The 15,735-nt window shown below is 38.2% G+C and carries 17 protein-coding genes and 1 pseudogene; 7 read left to right on the top strand and 11 right to left on the bottom strand.

Annotated features, from left to right (window positions below; genetic code table 11):
• Window positions 1-3: 3 nt before the first annotated feature.
• The 4 genes and pseudogenes from ylqF (at window position 4) to xerS (ending at window position 4,820) form a co-directional block, all read left to right on the top strand.
• Window positions 4-855 (top strand): ribosome biogenesis GTPase YlqF, encoded by an 852-nt coding sequence (gene ylqF, locus SK637_RS04830; RefSeq protein WP_033688782.1) that lies wholly within the window; start codon window positions 4-6, stop codon window positions 853-855.
• Window positions 842-1,620 (top strand): annotated as a pseudogene (locus SK637_RS04825) (ribonuclease HII). The gene ylqF and the pseudogene SK637_RS04825 overlap by 14 nt, the downstream one beginning before the upstream one ends.
• Before the next feature lie 16 nt (window positions 1,621-1,636).
• Window positions 1,637-3,187, top strand: coding sequence for a ClC family H(+)/Cl(-) exchange transporter (locus tag SK637_RS04820; RefSeq protein WP_033688781.1), 1,551 nt, complete (start codon window positions 1,637-1,639; stop codon window positions 3,185-3,187).
• Between the two features lie 562 nt (window positions 3,188-3,749).
• Window positions 3,750-4,820: a tyrosine recombinase XerS gene (gene xerS, locus SK637_RS04810; RefSeq protein WP_033688780.1), complete on the top strand. Its 1,071-nt coding sequence runs from the start codon at window positions 3,750-3,752 to the stop codon at window positions 4,818-4,820.
• A 214-nt stretch (window positions 4,821-5,034) separates the two neighbouring features.
• Here xerS and pdrM read toward each other — a convergent pair whose 3' ends face one another.
• From pdrM to dhaK, 11 genes are all read right to left on the bottom strand, one after another.
• The gene (gene pdrM / locus SK637_RS04805; protein ID WP_033688779.1) at window positions 5,035-6,387 is read right to left on the bottom strand and encodes a sodium-coupled multidrug efflux MATE transporter PdrM; all 1,353 of its coding nucleotides are present in this window, start codon (window positions 6,385-6,387) and stop codon (window positions 5,035-5,037) included.
• A gap of 40 nt (window positions 6,388-6,427) precedes the next feature.
• A complete protein-coding gene (locus SK637_RS04800) occupies window positions 6,428-7,696 on the bottom strand; it encodes a dihydroorotase (protein ID WP_033688778.1) in 1,269 nt (422 codons plus the stop codon).
• A gap of 12 nt (window positions 7,697-7,708) precedes the next feature.
• On the bottom strand, window positions 7,709-8,173 hold the full coding sequence (locus tag SK637_RS04795; RefSeq protein WP_001135756.1) for an NUDIX hydrolase: 465 nt from the start codon (window positions 8,171-8,173) through the stop codon (window positions 7,709-7,711).
• A 9-nt stretch (window positions 8,174-8,182) separates the two neighbouring features.
• The gene (locus SK637_RS04790; protein WP_033688777.1) at window positions 8,183-8,836 is read right to left on the bottom strand and encodes a uracil-DNA glycosylase; all 654 of its coding nucleotides are present in this window, start codon (window positions 8,834-8,836) and stop codon (window positions 8,183-8,185) included.
• Between the two features lie 60 nt (window positions 8,837-8,896).
• The gene (pynA, locus tag SK637_RS04785; RefSeq protein WP_033688776.1) at window positions 8,897-9,589 is read right to left on the bottom strand and encodes a pyrimidine 5'-nucleotidase PynA; all 693 of its coding nucleotides are present in this window, start codon (window positions 9,587-9,589) and stop codon (window positions 8,897-8,899) included.
• A 124-nt stretch (window positions 9,590-9,713) separates the two neighbouring features.
• Window positions 9,714-9,932 carry a hypothetical protein gene (locus SK637_RS10130; RefSeq protein WP_033688998.1) on the bottom strand — a complete coding sequence of 73 codons (219 nt, stop codon included), beginning with the start codon at window positions 9,930-9,932 and terminating at the stop codon, window positions 9,714-9,716.
• A 48-nt stretch (window positions 9,933-9,980) separates the two neighbouring features.
• Window positions 9,981-10,193: a hypothetical protein gene (locus SK637_RS10125; RefSeq protein ID WP_033688775.1), complete on the bottom strand. Its 213-nt coding sequence runs from the start codon at window positions 10,191-10,193 to the stop codon at window positions 9,981-9,983.
• A 451-nt stretch (window positions 10,194-10,644) separates the two neighbouring features.
• Window positions 10,645-11,376, bottom strand: coding sequence for a hypothetical protein (locus SK637_RS04765; RefSeq protein ID WP_033688774.1), 732 nt, complete (start codon window positions 11,374-11,376; stop codon window positions 10,645-10,647).
• A gap of 643 nt (window positions 11,377-12,019) precedes the next feature.
• Entirely contained in the window at window positions 12,020-12,394 is a 375-nt protein-coding gene (gene dhaM, locus SK637_RS04760) for a dihydroxyacetone kinase phosphoryl donor subunit DhaM (protein WP_033688773.1), read from the bottom strand.
• A complete protein-coding gene (gene dhaL / locus SK637_RS04755; protein WP_033688772.1) occupies window positions 12,394-12,969 on the bottom strand; it encodes a dihydroxyacetone kinase subunit DhaL in 576 nt (191 codons plus the stop codon). Before dhaL ends, dhaM begins: the two co-directional genes overlap by 1 nt.
• Window positions 12,970-12,990: 21 nt before the next feature.
• Window positions 12,991-13,980 carry a dihydroxyacetone kinase subunit DhaK gene (gene dhaK, locus SK637_RS04750; RefSeq protein ID WP_033688771.1) on the bottom strand — a complete coding sequence of 330 codons (990 nt, stop codon included), beginning with the start codon at window positions 13,978-13,980 and terminating at the stop codon, window positions 12,991-12,993.
• Window positions 13,981-14,133: 153 nt separating this feature from the next.
• On the opposite strand from dhaK, the gene dhaS reads away from it, so the two are divergent.
• From dhaS to dhaQ, 3 genes are read left to right on the top strand one after another with little or no spacing between them, the layout of a single operon-like run.
• A complete protein-coding gene (dhaS, locus tag SK637_RS04745) occupies window positions 14,134-14,496 on the top strand; it encodes a dihydroxyacetone kinase transcriptional activator DhaS (RefSeq protein ID WP_237397642.1) in 363 nt (120 codons plus the stop codon).
• Window positions 14,379-14,663, top strand: a complete 285-nt coding sequence (locus SK637_RS10120; RefSeq protein WP_349289769.1) for a TetR-like C-terminal domain-containing protein — start codon at window positions 14,379-14,381, stop codon at window positions 14,661-14,663. Before dhaS ends, SK637_RS10120 begins: the two co-directional genes overlap by 118 nt.
• Window positions 14,660-15,649, top strand: coding sequence for a DhaKLM operon coactivator DhaQ (gene dhaQ, locus SK637_RS04740; protein WP_033688770.1), 990 nt, complete (start codon window positions 14,660-14,662; stop codon window positions 15,647-15,649). Before SK637_RS10120 ends, dhaQ begins: the two co-directional genes overlap by 4 nt.
• The last annotated feature ends 86 nt before the right edge of the window (window positions 15,650-15,735 follow it).

The following is a 15,735-nucleotide window of genomic DNA, read 5'->3' as shown; positions in this document are numbered from 1 at the left end:
ATTATGGCTACTATTCAATGGTTTCCTGGTCACATGTCTAAAGCTCGTCGACAGGTTCAGGAAAATTTAAAATTTGTTGATTTTGTAACGATTTTGGTGGATGCACGCTTACCTCTATCTAGTCAAAATCCTATGTTGACCAAAATTGTTGGTGACAAACCAAAACTCTTGATTTTAAACAAGGCGGATTTGGCTGACCCAGCAATGACCAAGGAATGGCGCCAGTATTTTGAATCACAAGGAATTCAGACGCTAGCTATCAACTCCAAAGAGCAAGTGACTGTAAAAGTTGTAACAGATGCGGCCAAAAAGCTCATGGCGGATAAGATTGCTCACCAAAAAGAACGTGGAATTCAAATTGAAACCTTGCGTACCATGATTATTGGAATTCCAAATGCTGGTAAATCCACTCTTATGAACCGTTTAGCTGGTAAGAAAATTGCCGTTGTCGGCAATAAACCAGGGGTTACCAAGGGACAACAATGGCTCAAAACCAATAAAGACCTGGAAATCTTGGATACACCAGGGATTCTCTGGCCTAAGTTTGAGGATGAAACTGTTGCGCTTAAGTTGGCCTTGACTGGAGCTATCAAAGACCAGTTGCTTCCTATGGACGAGGTAACCATTTTTGGTCTCAATTATTTCAAAGAACATTATCCAGAAAAGTTGGCCGAACGCTTCAAACAAATGAAAATTGAAGAAGAAGCGCCTGTTATTATTATGGACATGACCCGTGCCCTCGGTTTCCGTGATGACTATGACCGTTTCTACAGTCTCTTCGTGAAGGAAGTCCGCGACGGCAAACTCGGTAACTATACCTTAGATACATTGGAAGACCTCGATGGCGACGATTAAAGAGATAAAAGAACTCCTTGCTACAGTCAAGGACCTTGATAACCCTATTTTTTTAGATCTTGAAAAGGACAATCGCTCTGGAGTTCAAAAGGAAATCAGCAAGCGTAAAAAAACATTCAAGCTGAATTAGATGAAAATTTGCGCTTGGAATCCATGCTTTCCTACGAAAAAGAACTGTATAAGCAAGGATTGACCTTGATAGCAGGTGTTGATGAGGTCGGCCGAGGTCCTCTGGCTGGGCCTGTAGTCGCTGCAGCCGTTATTTTACCTAAAAATTGTAAGATTCAAGGTCTCAACGACAGCAAGAAAATTCCTAAAAAGAAACATCTGGAGATTTTTCAAGCAGTTCAAGACAAAGCATTATCAATTGGTATTGGTATCATGGATAATCATATCATCGATCAAGTCAATATCTATGAAGCAACCAAACTGGCCATGCAGGAAGCAATCTCCCAGCTCAGTCCTCAACCTGATCACCTTTTGATAGATGCCATGAAACTGGATTTGCAAATTTCACAAACATCTATCATCAAAGGAGATGCTAATTCCCTCTCTATCGCAGCGGCTTCTATAGTAGCCAAGGTGACACGTGATGAATTGATGAAGGAATACGATCAGCAGTTCCCTGGCTATGATTTCGCTACTAATGCAGGATATGGAACAGCCAAACACCTGGAAGGCCTCACAAAACTAGGAGTTACCCCAATTCACCGAACCAGCTTTGAACCCGTTAAATCACTGGTTTCAGGAGAAAAAGAAAGTTAAGTTAGAAGGAATGATTATGGAGGAACAGTCAGAAACACTCAGTTCCAAGAAAGAATTTGCCTTTGCCTCAAGCACCATATTATCCCAAGTTGGACGAGGAATCATCGTCGGTCTTGTCGTTGGGATCATCGTTGGATCTTTTCGGTTTTCAATCGAAAAAGGATTCCACCTGATACAAGGACTTTATCAAGATCAAGCGCACCTAGTGCGCAATCTTTTTATCATTGGTCTATTTTATTTAATAGTTTGTTGGTTCAGTGCGAAATTAACTCGGTCAGAAAAAGACATCAAAGGCTCAGGAATTCCTCAAGTTGAAGCCGAATTAAAGGGATTGATGACTCTCAACTGGTGGGGCGTACTTTGGAAAAAATATATTCTAGGAATTTTGGCTATTGCTAGTGGCCTTATGCTAGGACGTGAAGGACCAAGTATTCAACTTGGAGCGGTTGGTGGTAAAGGAATTGCCAAATGGCTCAAATCCAGTCCAGTAGAGGAACGATCCTTGATTGCTAGTGGAGCTGCCGCAGGTTTAGCCGCAGCCTTTAATGCACCGATTGCAGGACTTCTCTTTGTGGTAGAAGAAGTTTATCACCATTTTTCACGCTTTTTCTGGGTATCTACTCTCGCAGCTAGTCTCGTAGCAAACTTTGTTTCTCTGCTCATATTTGGCCTAACGCCAGTGCTAGACATGCCTGATAATATCCCTCTCATGACCTTGGATCAGTATTGGATTTACCTCCTTATGGGGATTTTTCTAGGCCTTTCCGGTTTTCTCTATGAGAAAGCTGTGCTCAATGTTGGTCGAGTTTATGATTGGCTTGGTCAGAAAATCCATTTGGATAGAGCTTATTATCCAATTCTTGCCTTCATTCTCATCATACCAGTCGGAATCTTCTTACCCCAAATCCTTGGTGGTGGAAATCAGCTGGTTCTTTCCCTGACTAAGCAAGATTTTAGTTTTCAAGTTCTATTAGCGTACTTTTTGATTCGCTTTGTTTGGAGCATGATTAGCTATGGAAGTGGCCTTCCAGGAGGAATTTTCCTACCGATTTTGGCTCTTGGTTCCTTACTTGGTGCCCTAGTTGGTGTTATTTGTGTCAATCTTGGGCTTGTCAGTCAAGAGCAATTCCCTATATTTGTCATTCTGGGAATGAGTGGCTATTTTGGAGCAATATCCAAGGCTCCCTTAACTGCTATGATACTCGTAACTGAGATGGTAGGAGATATTCGCAATCTCATGCCACTCGGACTTGTGACCCTAGTTGCCTACATCATCATGGATCTACTCAAGGGTGCACCAGTCTATGAGGCTATGTTGGAAAAAATGCTGCCAGAAGAAGCGACAGATGAAGGAGAAGTCACTCTCATTGAAATCCCTGTTTCTGACAAAATCGCTGGAAAACAGGTTCATGAACTCAGCCTGCCACATAACGTACTCATCACCACCCAAGTCCATAACGGTAAAAGCCAAACCGTTAACGGTTCAACCAGAATGTATCTCGGAGATATGATTCACCTAGTTATTCCAAAAAGTGAAATTGGAAAAGTCAAAGATTTGTTGTTGTAGGAGATTTTTACATAATTTATGTTATGTAAAAATAAATTTCTTAATTAAATATATTAGAAAACCGATTCTCAACAATGAGATCGGTTATTTTTTACAGATAAGATATTTCACATACAAGTAATTGAACTTTGGTAAAAATAAGACTATAATCAAGTTAGAAATGAAAAGCATAAAGCTAGAAAGGAGTTTACTGTATCAAATCTGTACAGTAAGATTAAAATTATGAAAAAGAAAACAATAGCAATTATACAATGTATTTTGTGTCTCATAGCTCCTTATATAGCTCTTCAGTTATGTAGAATGAACAGAAGTTTCGTTACTGATAATCTTCTTTTTTATTTTCCTTATTCTGCTGACTATTTCATTCTGGTTTAGTATTTGGAAACTAGAAAAAGCACTAGCTAATGATTCACAATGAAATTCCAAAGATTTAGATCCCTTTTACTCAGGTCTAAGTCTTTTTTAAAAAGCTCTATAACATCTTTCCGAAAAACTATAATTTTCTTGAAAAATAAATAAGCCTATGCTATACTACTAGTAGACTTATTTATGGAGAAAATACATGAAACGTGAGATTTTATTAGAACGAATCGACAAACTAAAACAAATCATGCCCTGGTTTGTTTTAGAATACTACCAATCTAAGCTTTCTGTTCCTTATAGTTTTACAACCCTGTACGAATACCTTAAGGAATACGATCGATTTTTCAGCTGGGTTTTAGAGTCTGGTATCTCAAATGCCGATAAAATATCCGATATTTCTTTATCCGTCTTGGAAAATATGTCTAAGAAAGACATGGAATCTTTTATCCTTTACCTACGTGAACGTCCTTTGCTGAATGCTAATACAACCAAGCAAGGAGTTTCTCAGACAACCATCAATCGGACTTTGTCAGCACTTTCTAGTCTTTACAAGTATCTGACTGAGGAGGTTGAAAACGACCAGGGCGAACCTTATTTCTATCGTAATGTAATGAAGAAAGTTTCAACAAAGAAAAAGAAAGAAACACTTGCTGCCAGAGCTGAAAACATCAAGCAAAAACTCTTTCTTGGTGATGAAACAGAGGGTTTTCTAACTTATATTGACCAAGAGTATCCACAACAACTTTCAAATCGCGCCCTATCTTCATTTAATAAAAATAAAGAACGTGATTTGGCCATTATCGCCCTTCTCTTGGCGTCTGGTGTCCGCTTATCTGAAGCTGTTAATCTGGATCTAAGAGATCTCAACCTCAAAATGATGGTTATTGATGTTACTCGAAAAGGTGGCAAACGTGACTCTGTCAATGTCGCTGCCTTTGCAAAACCTTATTTAGAAAATTATCTGGCCATTCGGAATCAACGCTATAAAACGGAAAAAACAGATACAGCTCTTTTTTTGACACTCTACAGAGGTGTTCCTAATCGTATCGATGCTTCCAGCGTTGAGAAAATGGTTGCTAAGTATTCTGAGGACTTCAAAGTCCGTGTAACCCCCCATAAACTGCGCCATACCCTAGCAACTAGGCTCTATGATGCTACTAAATCGCAAGTTTTAGTCAGCCACCAACTAGGACACGCCAGTACACAAGTCACAGACCTCTATACTCATATCGTCAATGATGAACAAAAGAATGCCTTGGATAGTTTATGATTTTACGTAATATAACTTATGTAAAATATATGTCAAGAAAAGAAGCTGCTAAAAATAAGCAACTTCTTTTTCTTTATATTTGATACCAGTAAAGTAGCTTGGAATATCAATGGTTTCTATATTTTTGAAATTCTCATTTGCCTACTACTAATTTAACTATAGCAAAAATAATGCAGATAAGGAAGGATATTTTTGCTTGCAGGAATTCTAAAAATCAAGCTTTTCTAGATTCAAATCTCTTCATAATCACAGTTAAACGCCAACGGTAGAGGGCCCCACTTACAATTAGACTAATAATCAAACCAATCCAATAAGAATAAGCTCCAAAATCTGTTAGGGAATCAAATAGCATAGCCACTGGAATTGCTACGCCCCAATAACCAACCAAACCAAGGTAAAAAGGAATAACTGTATCCTTATAACCCCTTAAAATTCCCTGAAGCGGTGCCGCAAAGGTATCTGCTAACTGAAAAAAAAGACTATAAGTTAAAAAGCGCGCTGTCAAATCGATGAATTCTGGGTTGTTACCATAAAGACTGGCTACATTTCCTCTAAAAATGTAAAGGAAGGTTAAGGTAAAACCTGCAAAAATAAGGGCTGTCCATCTTCCTAGACCAATATAAGTTTTCGCATCATCAAATCTCTTGGCTCCCACTTCATAGGAAACGACAATAGCCATAGCCGATGAGATACTCATAGGAAAGGCGTACATGAGAGTTGAAAAGTTCATAGCTGACTGGTGACTAGCGATAATCAAGGATGAGAACTTAGCCATAATCAAACCAACCACAGAAAAGATAGCCACTTCCGCGAAGACAGTCCCCCCAATAGGAAGACCTAAGCGAACCCCTTCCTTAATTTTATCCATATTAAGAGGAATTCGTTTCTCAAGGTGTAAGGCTTTGAGCTTCGTCTGTTTAAATAGAACCAGAACAGAAATCCCCAGCAAGACCCAGTAGGCCAAAGAAGTTCCTAAACCTGAACCAGCACCTCCCAGTTCTGGAACACCAAAGGCCCCGTAAATCAAGAGATAGTTAAATCCACTATTCAAGGGAAGTAACAAAAGCATGAGATACATAGACAGTTTGGTCAACCCCAGCGAATCCAGCAAGGAGCGAATGACACTAAAGAGCAACAGGGGGATAATCCCGATAGATAAAAACCAGAGATAACGAACTGCTACTGCCGCCACTGGTACTTCTAGTCCAATATGATTCAAGATTGGTGGTGCCAAAAAAAGTACCATCCCCAGCAAGACCACAGATAGACCCAAGGCCAAATAAATAAACTGGTAAAAATCAGACGCAACCTCTTCCTTTTTGCCTCGACCAAGATGGTGACCAATGATGGGCACCAAGGCCGATACAATCCCTGTTAGAAAGGTAAAGAAAGGGTTCCAGATACTGGTTGCCATAGACACACCAGCCAAGTCCATGGTATTGTATTGGCCAGTCATAGTCGTATCAACAAAAGAGGCAGAATAATTGGCAAATTGATAAATCAGGATAGGGAAAAATATCTTTAAAAATAAGATAAATTTGTCTTTAAAATGATGGGTTTGGTACATATAGGCTCTCTATCTTTTTGTTTACAGATCAGACTTCCACCTAGTTTTGATAGACAATTTGTCCCTTACAGATGGTATATTTAACCTGCCCTTTTAAGGTTTCACCGATGAATGGTGAATTAGCTGCTTTTGAAGCAAAATGGGAGTCCACAAGGCGGTCAGCCTTAGCATCAAAAATAGTGATATCCGCTGGACCATTCTCAGCCAAGTAACCTGCTTCAAAATTGTAAAGCTTGGCTGGGTTGTATGTCGTCTTTTCTAGTAATTCCATCAAACTCAACTCACCAGCTTCCACCAAATAAGTTAAACCGAGGGAAAGAGAAGTTTCCAAACCAGTCATACCAGATGGTGCTTTGGTAATATCCTCAACGTTTTTCTCATCTGCATGGTGAGGGGCGTGGTCCGTCGCAATAACTGTGATGACGCCTGATTTGAGACCTTCAATAACAGCACGACGGTCTGATTCCAAACGAAGCGGCGGATTCATCTTGGCATTGCTTCCTTGTGTCAAAAGAAGTGCTTCTGTCTTAGAGAAATGCTGTGGCGCTACTTCTGCTGTGACTTGCGCACCTAGCCCCTGAGCAAACTCAACTACTTTAACACTCTCTTCCTTAGACAAATGCTGAATATGAACATGGGCCTTGGTTGCATAGGCAATCATGACATCACGCGCCATCATAGCATACTCAGCCACCCCAGTCGCACCGCAGATATGGAAATGTTCTTTAGCAATATTTTCGTTAAAGCCAAGAATCCCATTCAAACCTGGATCTTCCTCATGGAGACTAATAAAGGTATTAAGCTTTTTGGCTTCTTCCATGGCTTCCTTGACAACTTTACTGCTTTCAAGCGGAATACCATCATCAGAAAAACCGACTGCACCAGCTTCTAAGAGTTCTTTAAAGTCAGTCAAATCTTGCCCATTAAAATTTTTAGTAATGGTCGCAACCGTCTTAACATGAATCTTCTCTTTGGCAGCTGACTGGAGAACTTCTTGTAAAGTCTCCACTTCTGAAATAGTTGGACTAGTATTAGCCATCATGACAACCGTTGTAAAACCACCTGCAGCGGCTGCTAGGGCACCAGTATGGATATCCTCCTTGTGGGTCTGACCAGGTTCACGGAAATGAACATGAATATCGACCAAGCCAGGAGCAACTACAAGACCAGTAGCATCAATTATTTCTGCTCCTTCTTCTTTGATCTCAGGCGCAATTTTGACAATTTTCCCATCTTGAACTAAGACATCACACACTTGATCCAAACCAGACTTGGGATCCATTACACGACCATTTTTGATTAGTAGCATCTGCTTTCTCCTTTATTCATAGAAATCAACTTGGGTATCCAACAATTTATCCCCATCATAAACAAACTTGGCTGAAAAGAAGGGTTTATCCTCTAAAAGCCACTCAACAAAGGTATGGTCACCTTCCCAAGTCGGCTTGCTCAAAACCTCGTCATAGGGAACCCATTCTAACGTCCCCTCATTACAGTCAATCAAATCCCCCTCAAACTCTGTCACCTTAAAAACATAGGTGTACCAGTCTAAATCTGGTGTGAATTCAGGAAAAGTGATGACACCTTTTAGAACTGGCTTGGCTTTGAGCCCTGTTTCTTCAAGGATTTCACGCGCCGCGCATTCCTGAGGGGTCTCACCTCTTTCTAGCTTACCACCCACACCAATCCATTTACCCGCATGGACATCATTTGGCTTTTTATTGCGATGAAGCATGAGCAGTTCTTTCCCGTTATCAATGTAGCAAATCGTCGCTAACTGAGGCATATTCTCTCCTTATCTAAGCCAATCGATTGGCTCTTGTCCTGTCTCTTTTAAGAATGCATTGGCCTTGGAAAAAGGCTTGGAACCCCAAAATCCTCTATAAACTGATAAAGGACTGGGATGGGCTGATTCGATAATCAAGTGATGAGGATTGGTAACTAAGGCCTTCTTCTTACGTGCATAAGCTCCCCAGAGTACAAAAACAACTGGTCTATCTAGATGATTGACCACCTGAATCACAGCATCAGTAAAAGGCTCCCATATCTGACCGGCATGACCATTGGCCTGTCCAGCAGGAACCGTCAAACAAGCATTGAGAAGCAAGACTCCTTGCTCAGCCCAAGCTGTCAAATCATGGGATTTCTTAACGCCAAGATCATCTGACAATTCTTTCAAGATATTTTGCAAGGATGGCGGAGCTGGGATAGAGTCGGGTACAGAAAAACTCAAGCCCTGCGCTTGACCTGGCCCGTGATAGGGATCTTGCCCTAGAATCACCACCTTAACTTCTTCAAGCGGTGTTGTCAAGAGAGCCTGAAAAACCTTTTCTTTGGGCGGATAAATAGTCCCTTGAGAATAGACCTGCTCCATAAACTGATTGATTTTCCCGAAATAACCCTCAGGTAATTGCTCCTTAATCAAAGCATGCCAAGACGAGTGTTCCATAGTCAACTCCTTCATTTTACTGCCTCTATTATAGCAAAAAGTGGCTATCTAAACCACTTTTTACAGTTTATCTAAACAATCCAGCAAGTCTTGGTAAGAATGGACTTCGTAGGTTGGCTGGGCTTGTGTGTGATTTTCGAGGTGATGAGGATTGTACCAGATAGTGTCAATCCCCGCATTATTGCCACCTTGAATGTCGGCGGTTAGAGAATCTCCAATCATCAGCGTCTTTTCTTTGCTAAAAACTTCAATCTGCTGACCAATTTTTTCATAAAAGAGAGCATCAGGCTTTTGTGTTTGTAGCTGTTCAGAGATAAAAACTTGATTGAAATAAGGTGCTAGACCAGATTGAGCCAAACGTCCCGTCTGAATGGCAGTAATCCCATTTGTCGCAGCATATAGCTCATAATCTCGCTCAATGAGGTTGTCTAAGAGTTTATGAGCGCCTAAAAAAGTTTGTCCCTGTTGAGCGAGGTAAAATTGGTAACGCTGGGCTAGAAAACTACCGTCTTTTTCCTGTCCAAAGTGAGCAAATAAACGAGAAAAGCGCGTGTTAACCAGCTCTTGTTTACTAATTTTCTTTTGCTCCAAGTCCTTCCAGAGAGCCTTGTTCATAGGAACATAATAGTCTTTATAAGCCTGAATATCCGCAACTCCTTCTTCTTTTAGAAGTTGGGTCAAAGCCACATCCTCAGCAACATCAAAATCAAGAAGAGTGTGGTCAAGGTCGAAAAGTAGAAATTTGTAGGACAATTTGAGGTTTTCCTTTCTAAGAGAAACAACTTTCACTTCAGCCAGCTGTTTAATGTAAAAACTTAAAAGTGGTATAGTATCACAAAGAATAATCGTTCCAATTGATTAACTAATTCATACTATTCTAGTCAAGTTTATTTTTATTATAGAAAAACCTTCTATAAATTCGAGCAATAGTTAAAATACATACAAATATGACTCCCAAAATAGATAATACTATTTTCACAAAACTCATTTCAGAGCCTATTACATAGATATGAAAAAGAGAGGCTAGTCCTACGCATAGAGATAATAGATAACTACTAAATCTTATCTCACCAATTCCTGCAAAAAAATGTTTCATTTTAAATATCCCAATTTTACCTTTCATCTTTATAATCCACTAACAAATCTATTGACTTCTCATTTTTTTGAATAATCTTGACAGCAAATTTACTCCACTTAATGCCACTAAAACTTCAATGGGCAAAAAATAGTAATCCCATATCAAATGAGAAATCAGCAATGTTAGAAATAGTATACAGTCAATATAACTATTCTGAAAATACTCTGTAATTACATAATACAAAAACACCACAACCATCAAAATTAAAACAACCATCATAATACTATCATCCTGTTATTCTCACTAACGCTATTTCCAAAATTTAATTTTTTATGACTTAATAACGCAATTCCAATTAGCAATACACCTAAAATAAATAAAAGTATCTCCCAAAATTTATTCTCAGTTTTAATAAAAGGTATAAGATACATACTAATCAATATGGAACTTGCCCATAAAATAAGCAATGGCTACGTTTACTGTAACATTCCCCCGTCTTTATGTAGAGATAATCCCCCATCAAGACACCTCATCTCTTCTTACTCAATAGCAACATAATTATTTGGTGATACGAGTTTCATAAGATTTCTCCTCTTTAACGTTGCATGGTTAGGATAGTTCTCTAATAAGTAATCGTCGACTGCGTTTAAAGCACTTTGTTACCTAGATAAGATATCCTTTCTCTACCTGATTTGATTTTAAAGAGAAGTAAGATTTAACCATATCTATCTCACTTCTTATTTTTAAATAATTCATACTCTTTTTCTCTGATAAAGGGAAGTGAGAAATTAGAAAAAATTAGTAGAATTGAAAACAGATATACGTCTTTTTGTATCACTAAAACATAGTCTAAAAATAAATAGACTATCAAATCTAGTACAAAAAGAGAAAATATCCTCCTTTTCATCATCTCACTTGAATTAAAGATTCTATTTAATAGAACCTTTATCGTAGTATCTACACAAATTTTTATCAAAAAGATAAGAGCAAATACACGATTAGCAACTGTACCATGAAGAATAAATGGAAATATAGTTAATATAAAACTAGAAATCTCAAAATATTTTATCCAAGGAGATTGAGACATCTTACTTTTAAACTGACTGATTTTCCTATATTCACTAGCTAATCTAGTATCAAAGTCTCTACCAATTTTATTAAAGATTAAGAACTCCAGGATAAAAATACTTATTAATACGAAATAAGTAGAAACGTTTCCTGGGAAATATTTATTGATTAAAATCGGGAAACTCATTAACAGAATCGAATTTATGGCTAGGCAGATAGATACTATTTTATTTTTCACTGAATATATAGGGAGCGATACTATCGAATAGAGAAACGCTAAAAAAATAAGCAAGAAATACTCTGTGCTGCTAATTAGCGACGCCCTTAATGATAAAAATAGATAGGCACCCCACACGATGATATGCGCTTTACGAATTGACTCTAGATTACTCATCTACCTACTCCTAATATGTAAAGAGAATCCATTTTTAGCTTACATTCTCTTTCTAACAAGTCATAAGCATTTTATGATATTTCCTTCTTCTACATTAGGTAAAGTTGAAATACATTTTTTGCAAGTAAAAATATAATTGTTATTTAAAATCCCAAATATCTATCCCTCTTCTAGACCTAAATCAAGTCAGATTAAAGATACAAATATAATGGTAGGGCTTTCTTTTACTTTAGACTACCATAAAACAAGGAATCTTTCAACAAAATTCATTGGCAAACTACTATTCTAGAAGATTGACAGCTCAAATCTTTCAGAATAGAACAATCTTAACTATCGAATACTCTAACTTCATAAATATCCATGCAATTCTAGGTTTAGAATTCCTATAAACTAAATGTTTTTGTACTCTTCTAAGTAATTGATTGCCTTAAATGTTAATTTTTAAAGAATTCTAAAGCTAGAATAGTCCCATCACAATCAGTTTTGATTGATTCTCAATTTAGAAACTCTATGATTCTACTCCTTTTACATTAAAAAGGAACTGCCCAAAGCAATCCCTTTCTGATTTTGAAATTTTTTACTTAAAATTTGATAGTTGAGATAATCAATAGCCCACCTATAAAAAGAGTTATAGTAAAATTCCTTATTTATTGATTTCAAGCTCCGACAACTGTGTTTGAATAACTGACAGTTCTGCACCAGCTTGAAGAAGAGCAGCTGCAGTATAGGCACCTTCTACAATTGGAACCCTGTTGATGAGGATACTTTTATCACTGAAATCAGCCACCATTTCTAAGTTCATTTTAGCAGAACCTAGATCAAAAAAGGCTAATAAAGTATCTGCTGGATTTTTGGAAACAACCCTATCTACTTGATCAAAACTAGTTCCAATTCCTCCATCTTCAGTTCCTCCTACATAAGTAATCGGAACATCTTTAGCTACTTCACTAATCAGCTCAACAACACCTTCTGCAATGTGTTTGGAATGTGAAACGATAACAAGACCAATACTTCCCATTAAACCACCCCACTTTCTAAAAGAGCAGTAAAGAGTAATCCTGATGAGAATGATCCAGGATCAATATGTCCAAGAGAACGTTCTCCTACATAAGATGCCCTTCCTTTAGTTGCAAGTAAATCTTTGGTAGTATTCACTACCTTATCAATAACCTCTTGAGTCAATTGGCCAGCAGACAAGGCAGCAATAACAGGAGTCCAAACATCAACCATTGTCTTTTCTCCAACTTCTGCTTTCCCACGTTTGACAATCATATCCAAACCACTTTGTAAGATTTCTTCTAATTTCGAATTTGAATCAGCCTTGGCCATGCCCATAAAAGCAGAGCCATACAGAGGACCAGAAGCACCGCCTACCTTACTCAGCAGTTGCATTGAGACAAGCTTAAAAACATCACTGCTGCTCTCAAATTGCTTTCCTTCTAAGTTCTCCATAACTGCAGCCATGCCACGCGCCATATTTCCACCGTGGTCTCCATCTCCTATAGGGGTGTCTAGCTCACTAAGATAATCTTTCTGTTCTTGAATCTTTTCATTAAAAAGCTTCATCCATTCAAGAGCTTGTTCAACATTCATGCGACATTTCCTCCTTGAGCCTTACCAAGCTGGTGTAGTAACAGGTGCATTTAGAGCATCCAACCATTCATCATCTGCCAATCGAATCAATGTTAATGACAAGCCAGCCATATCAATTGATGTCATATAGTTTCCAATTTTCTTAAACGCCAAGTCAACACCTTTTTCATGGAGCAATTTTGCCACATCATTTGCAAATACGTATTGTTCCATAAGAGGAGTGCTTCCTAAACCATTAATGAGGAGGCCATAGCGTTCTCCAGCTTTAAGTCGGAAACCTTCAGATAGTTTTTCAACCAATTCTGAGGCCAATTGTGCTGAAGGTTGCATTTTCTCTTTCTTATATCCCGGCTCACCATGAATACCAACACCATATTCAAATTCATCATCTTCTAGAACAAAACCTGGTTTCCCAACCTCAGGAACGGTTGCTCCAGACAGGGCCAGCCCAATTGTTTTAATTTCTAAGACAAGTTTGTCGGCCAAGTCCTTCATTTCAGATAATGATTTACCGGAACGAGCCGCATCACCCAAAATTTTATGGACTAATATAGTACCTGCAACACCTCGACGCCCTTGGGTATAGAGACTATTTTCAACAGCGATATCATCATCAACCACAACACTTGCTACATCAATACCTTCCATTTCAGCAAGTTCTTGTGCAATTTCAAAGTTCATAATGTCACCAGAATAGTTCTTGATGACCATGAAAACTCCAGCACCTTCATCAGCCGCCTTAATGGCTTCTAAAATTTGGTCCGGAGTAGGTGAAGTGAAGACTGCTCCACAAATGGCAGCAGACAACATTCCATCTCCTACAAAACCAGCATGACTTGGTTCATGTCCTGAACCTCCACCTGAAATGAGACCAACTTTTCCTGTCTTTTCTGCCTTTCTAACGATGACATCAAAACCATCTAAGCGTTCTACCAAGTCATCATGCATGAATGACAATCCCTGCAACATTTCATCAACAACTTGTGTCGGTTCATTTATAATTTTTTTCATGAGAAACTCCTTTCGGCATCAACCTTTGTTTTCGCTTTCATTATATATTTTTTACTGCTGGCTGATAAGGGACAGATTCTATTATTTGTCCCCTTTTAAACCCATTTAAAACATTTTTTTGGTAAAATGAAGTAAGTAACAGAAAGGCTTCCTATGGCATCATCATTTATTACAAAAAAACGGATTGCCAAGGCATTTAGAGACCTATTAGCTACTAGAGAATTTGACAAAATCTCTATTGTGGATATCATGGAATCAGCTGGCATTCGTAGACAGACCTTTTATAATCACTTTCTTGACAAATATGAACTGCTAGACTGGATATTTGAAAATGACTTAACCGAGTATATCACCAATAACTTGGACTTCATTTCGGGCCAAAAACTATTACAAGAATTATTTTTTATTTCGAACAAGAGCGTGACTTTTATATTCAACTTTTTGATATTCAAGGGCAAAATAACTTCTATGATCACTTTATCAGCTACTGTCGCTTGCTTGTATCAAAAATTTTAAGAGAATATGGTCAGATTGATATCGATTCATCTGCTTATACTTGTTTTTTGTTAGACTATCATTCACATGCTCTAGCCGAAATCGTGAAAGCTTACGTCAATAAAAAAAGTCCAGTTCCACAACCAGACTTTCTAATCATGACAATTATTGGAAAGAGACCACAATGACATTTATTTCAAATCATAAACAGAAAATTATTTCAAGTTACATTTCGGCAACTGTCAGCAGTCATCCTGAATTAGAAAAACACCCTACCTTACCTTTAGTCTATCAAAAAAATCGCAATCCTCATCAGGTTCCAATATTGTCGGGTGGAGGTTCCGGTCACGAACCTGCTCATATTGGATATGTGGGAGAAGGAATGCTTACTGCTGCTATCTATGGCCAATTATTTACTCCTCCCACAAGAACTGAAATCTTAGAGTCCATTCGTTTTTTAAACAATGGTCACGGTGTCTTCATCATTGTAAAAAATTTCGAAGCAGACATCAAAGAATTTAGCTCGGCCATTAACACTGCTAGAAAAGAAGGAATTAAAGTTGGCTATAGTCTAGCACACGACGATATTTCAATTGAACCTCACAATAGATTTCAAATTAGAGGAAGAGGGCTTGCAGGGACTATTTTACTTCATAAAGTCCTAGGATATGCAGCTCAGAATGGTGCCGACATCGAGCAACTAACTGATTTAGGTCATCAGCTTGCTCCCGAAATCGCAACAATTGGCTTTGCAACGAAATCTGCTAGTCTCCCCCAAGCCACCCTTCCACTATTTAACTTGGAAGAAGGAAATATTTCTTATGGTATTGGGATACATGGCGAAGAAGGTTATCGTATCGTCCCATTCCAATCATCGGAAATCCTTGCAAATGAAATTATAAGTAAATTAAGATTGCACTATCATTGGAAAAAGGGTGATCATTTTATATTGCTTGTAAATAATCTAGGCACTACCAGCAACTTAGAAATGGGCATATTTATCAATGATCTCCTTCAACTCTTAGAAATTGAAGGAGTCACTATTACCTTTATAAAATCAGGAACATTTATGACCAGTCTAGATATGGCAGGTATATCCGTAACTCTTTGCCCCGTAAAAAATAAACAGTGGTTAGAAGCGCTCAATGCTCCAACGACAGCATTTGCATGGTAATTTGCTTATATAACTCAAAAGGGCTACATCACTTGATAGCCCTTTGCTTTTATCTTACGTTTAAAAGAACTCATTCTTTCTATTTC

It is taken from the genome of Streptococcus mitis (assembly GCF_000722765.2).
Taxonomy (GTDB): Bacteria; Bacillota; Bacilli; order Lactobacillales; family Streptococcaceae; genus Streptococcus; species Streptococcus mitis_AQ.
Note: the sequence above shows the minus strand (reverse complement) of the source record. Positions and strands in the feature narration are given on the sequence as shown.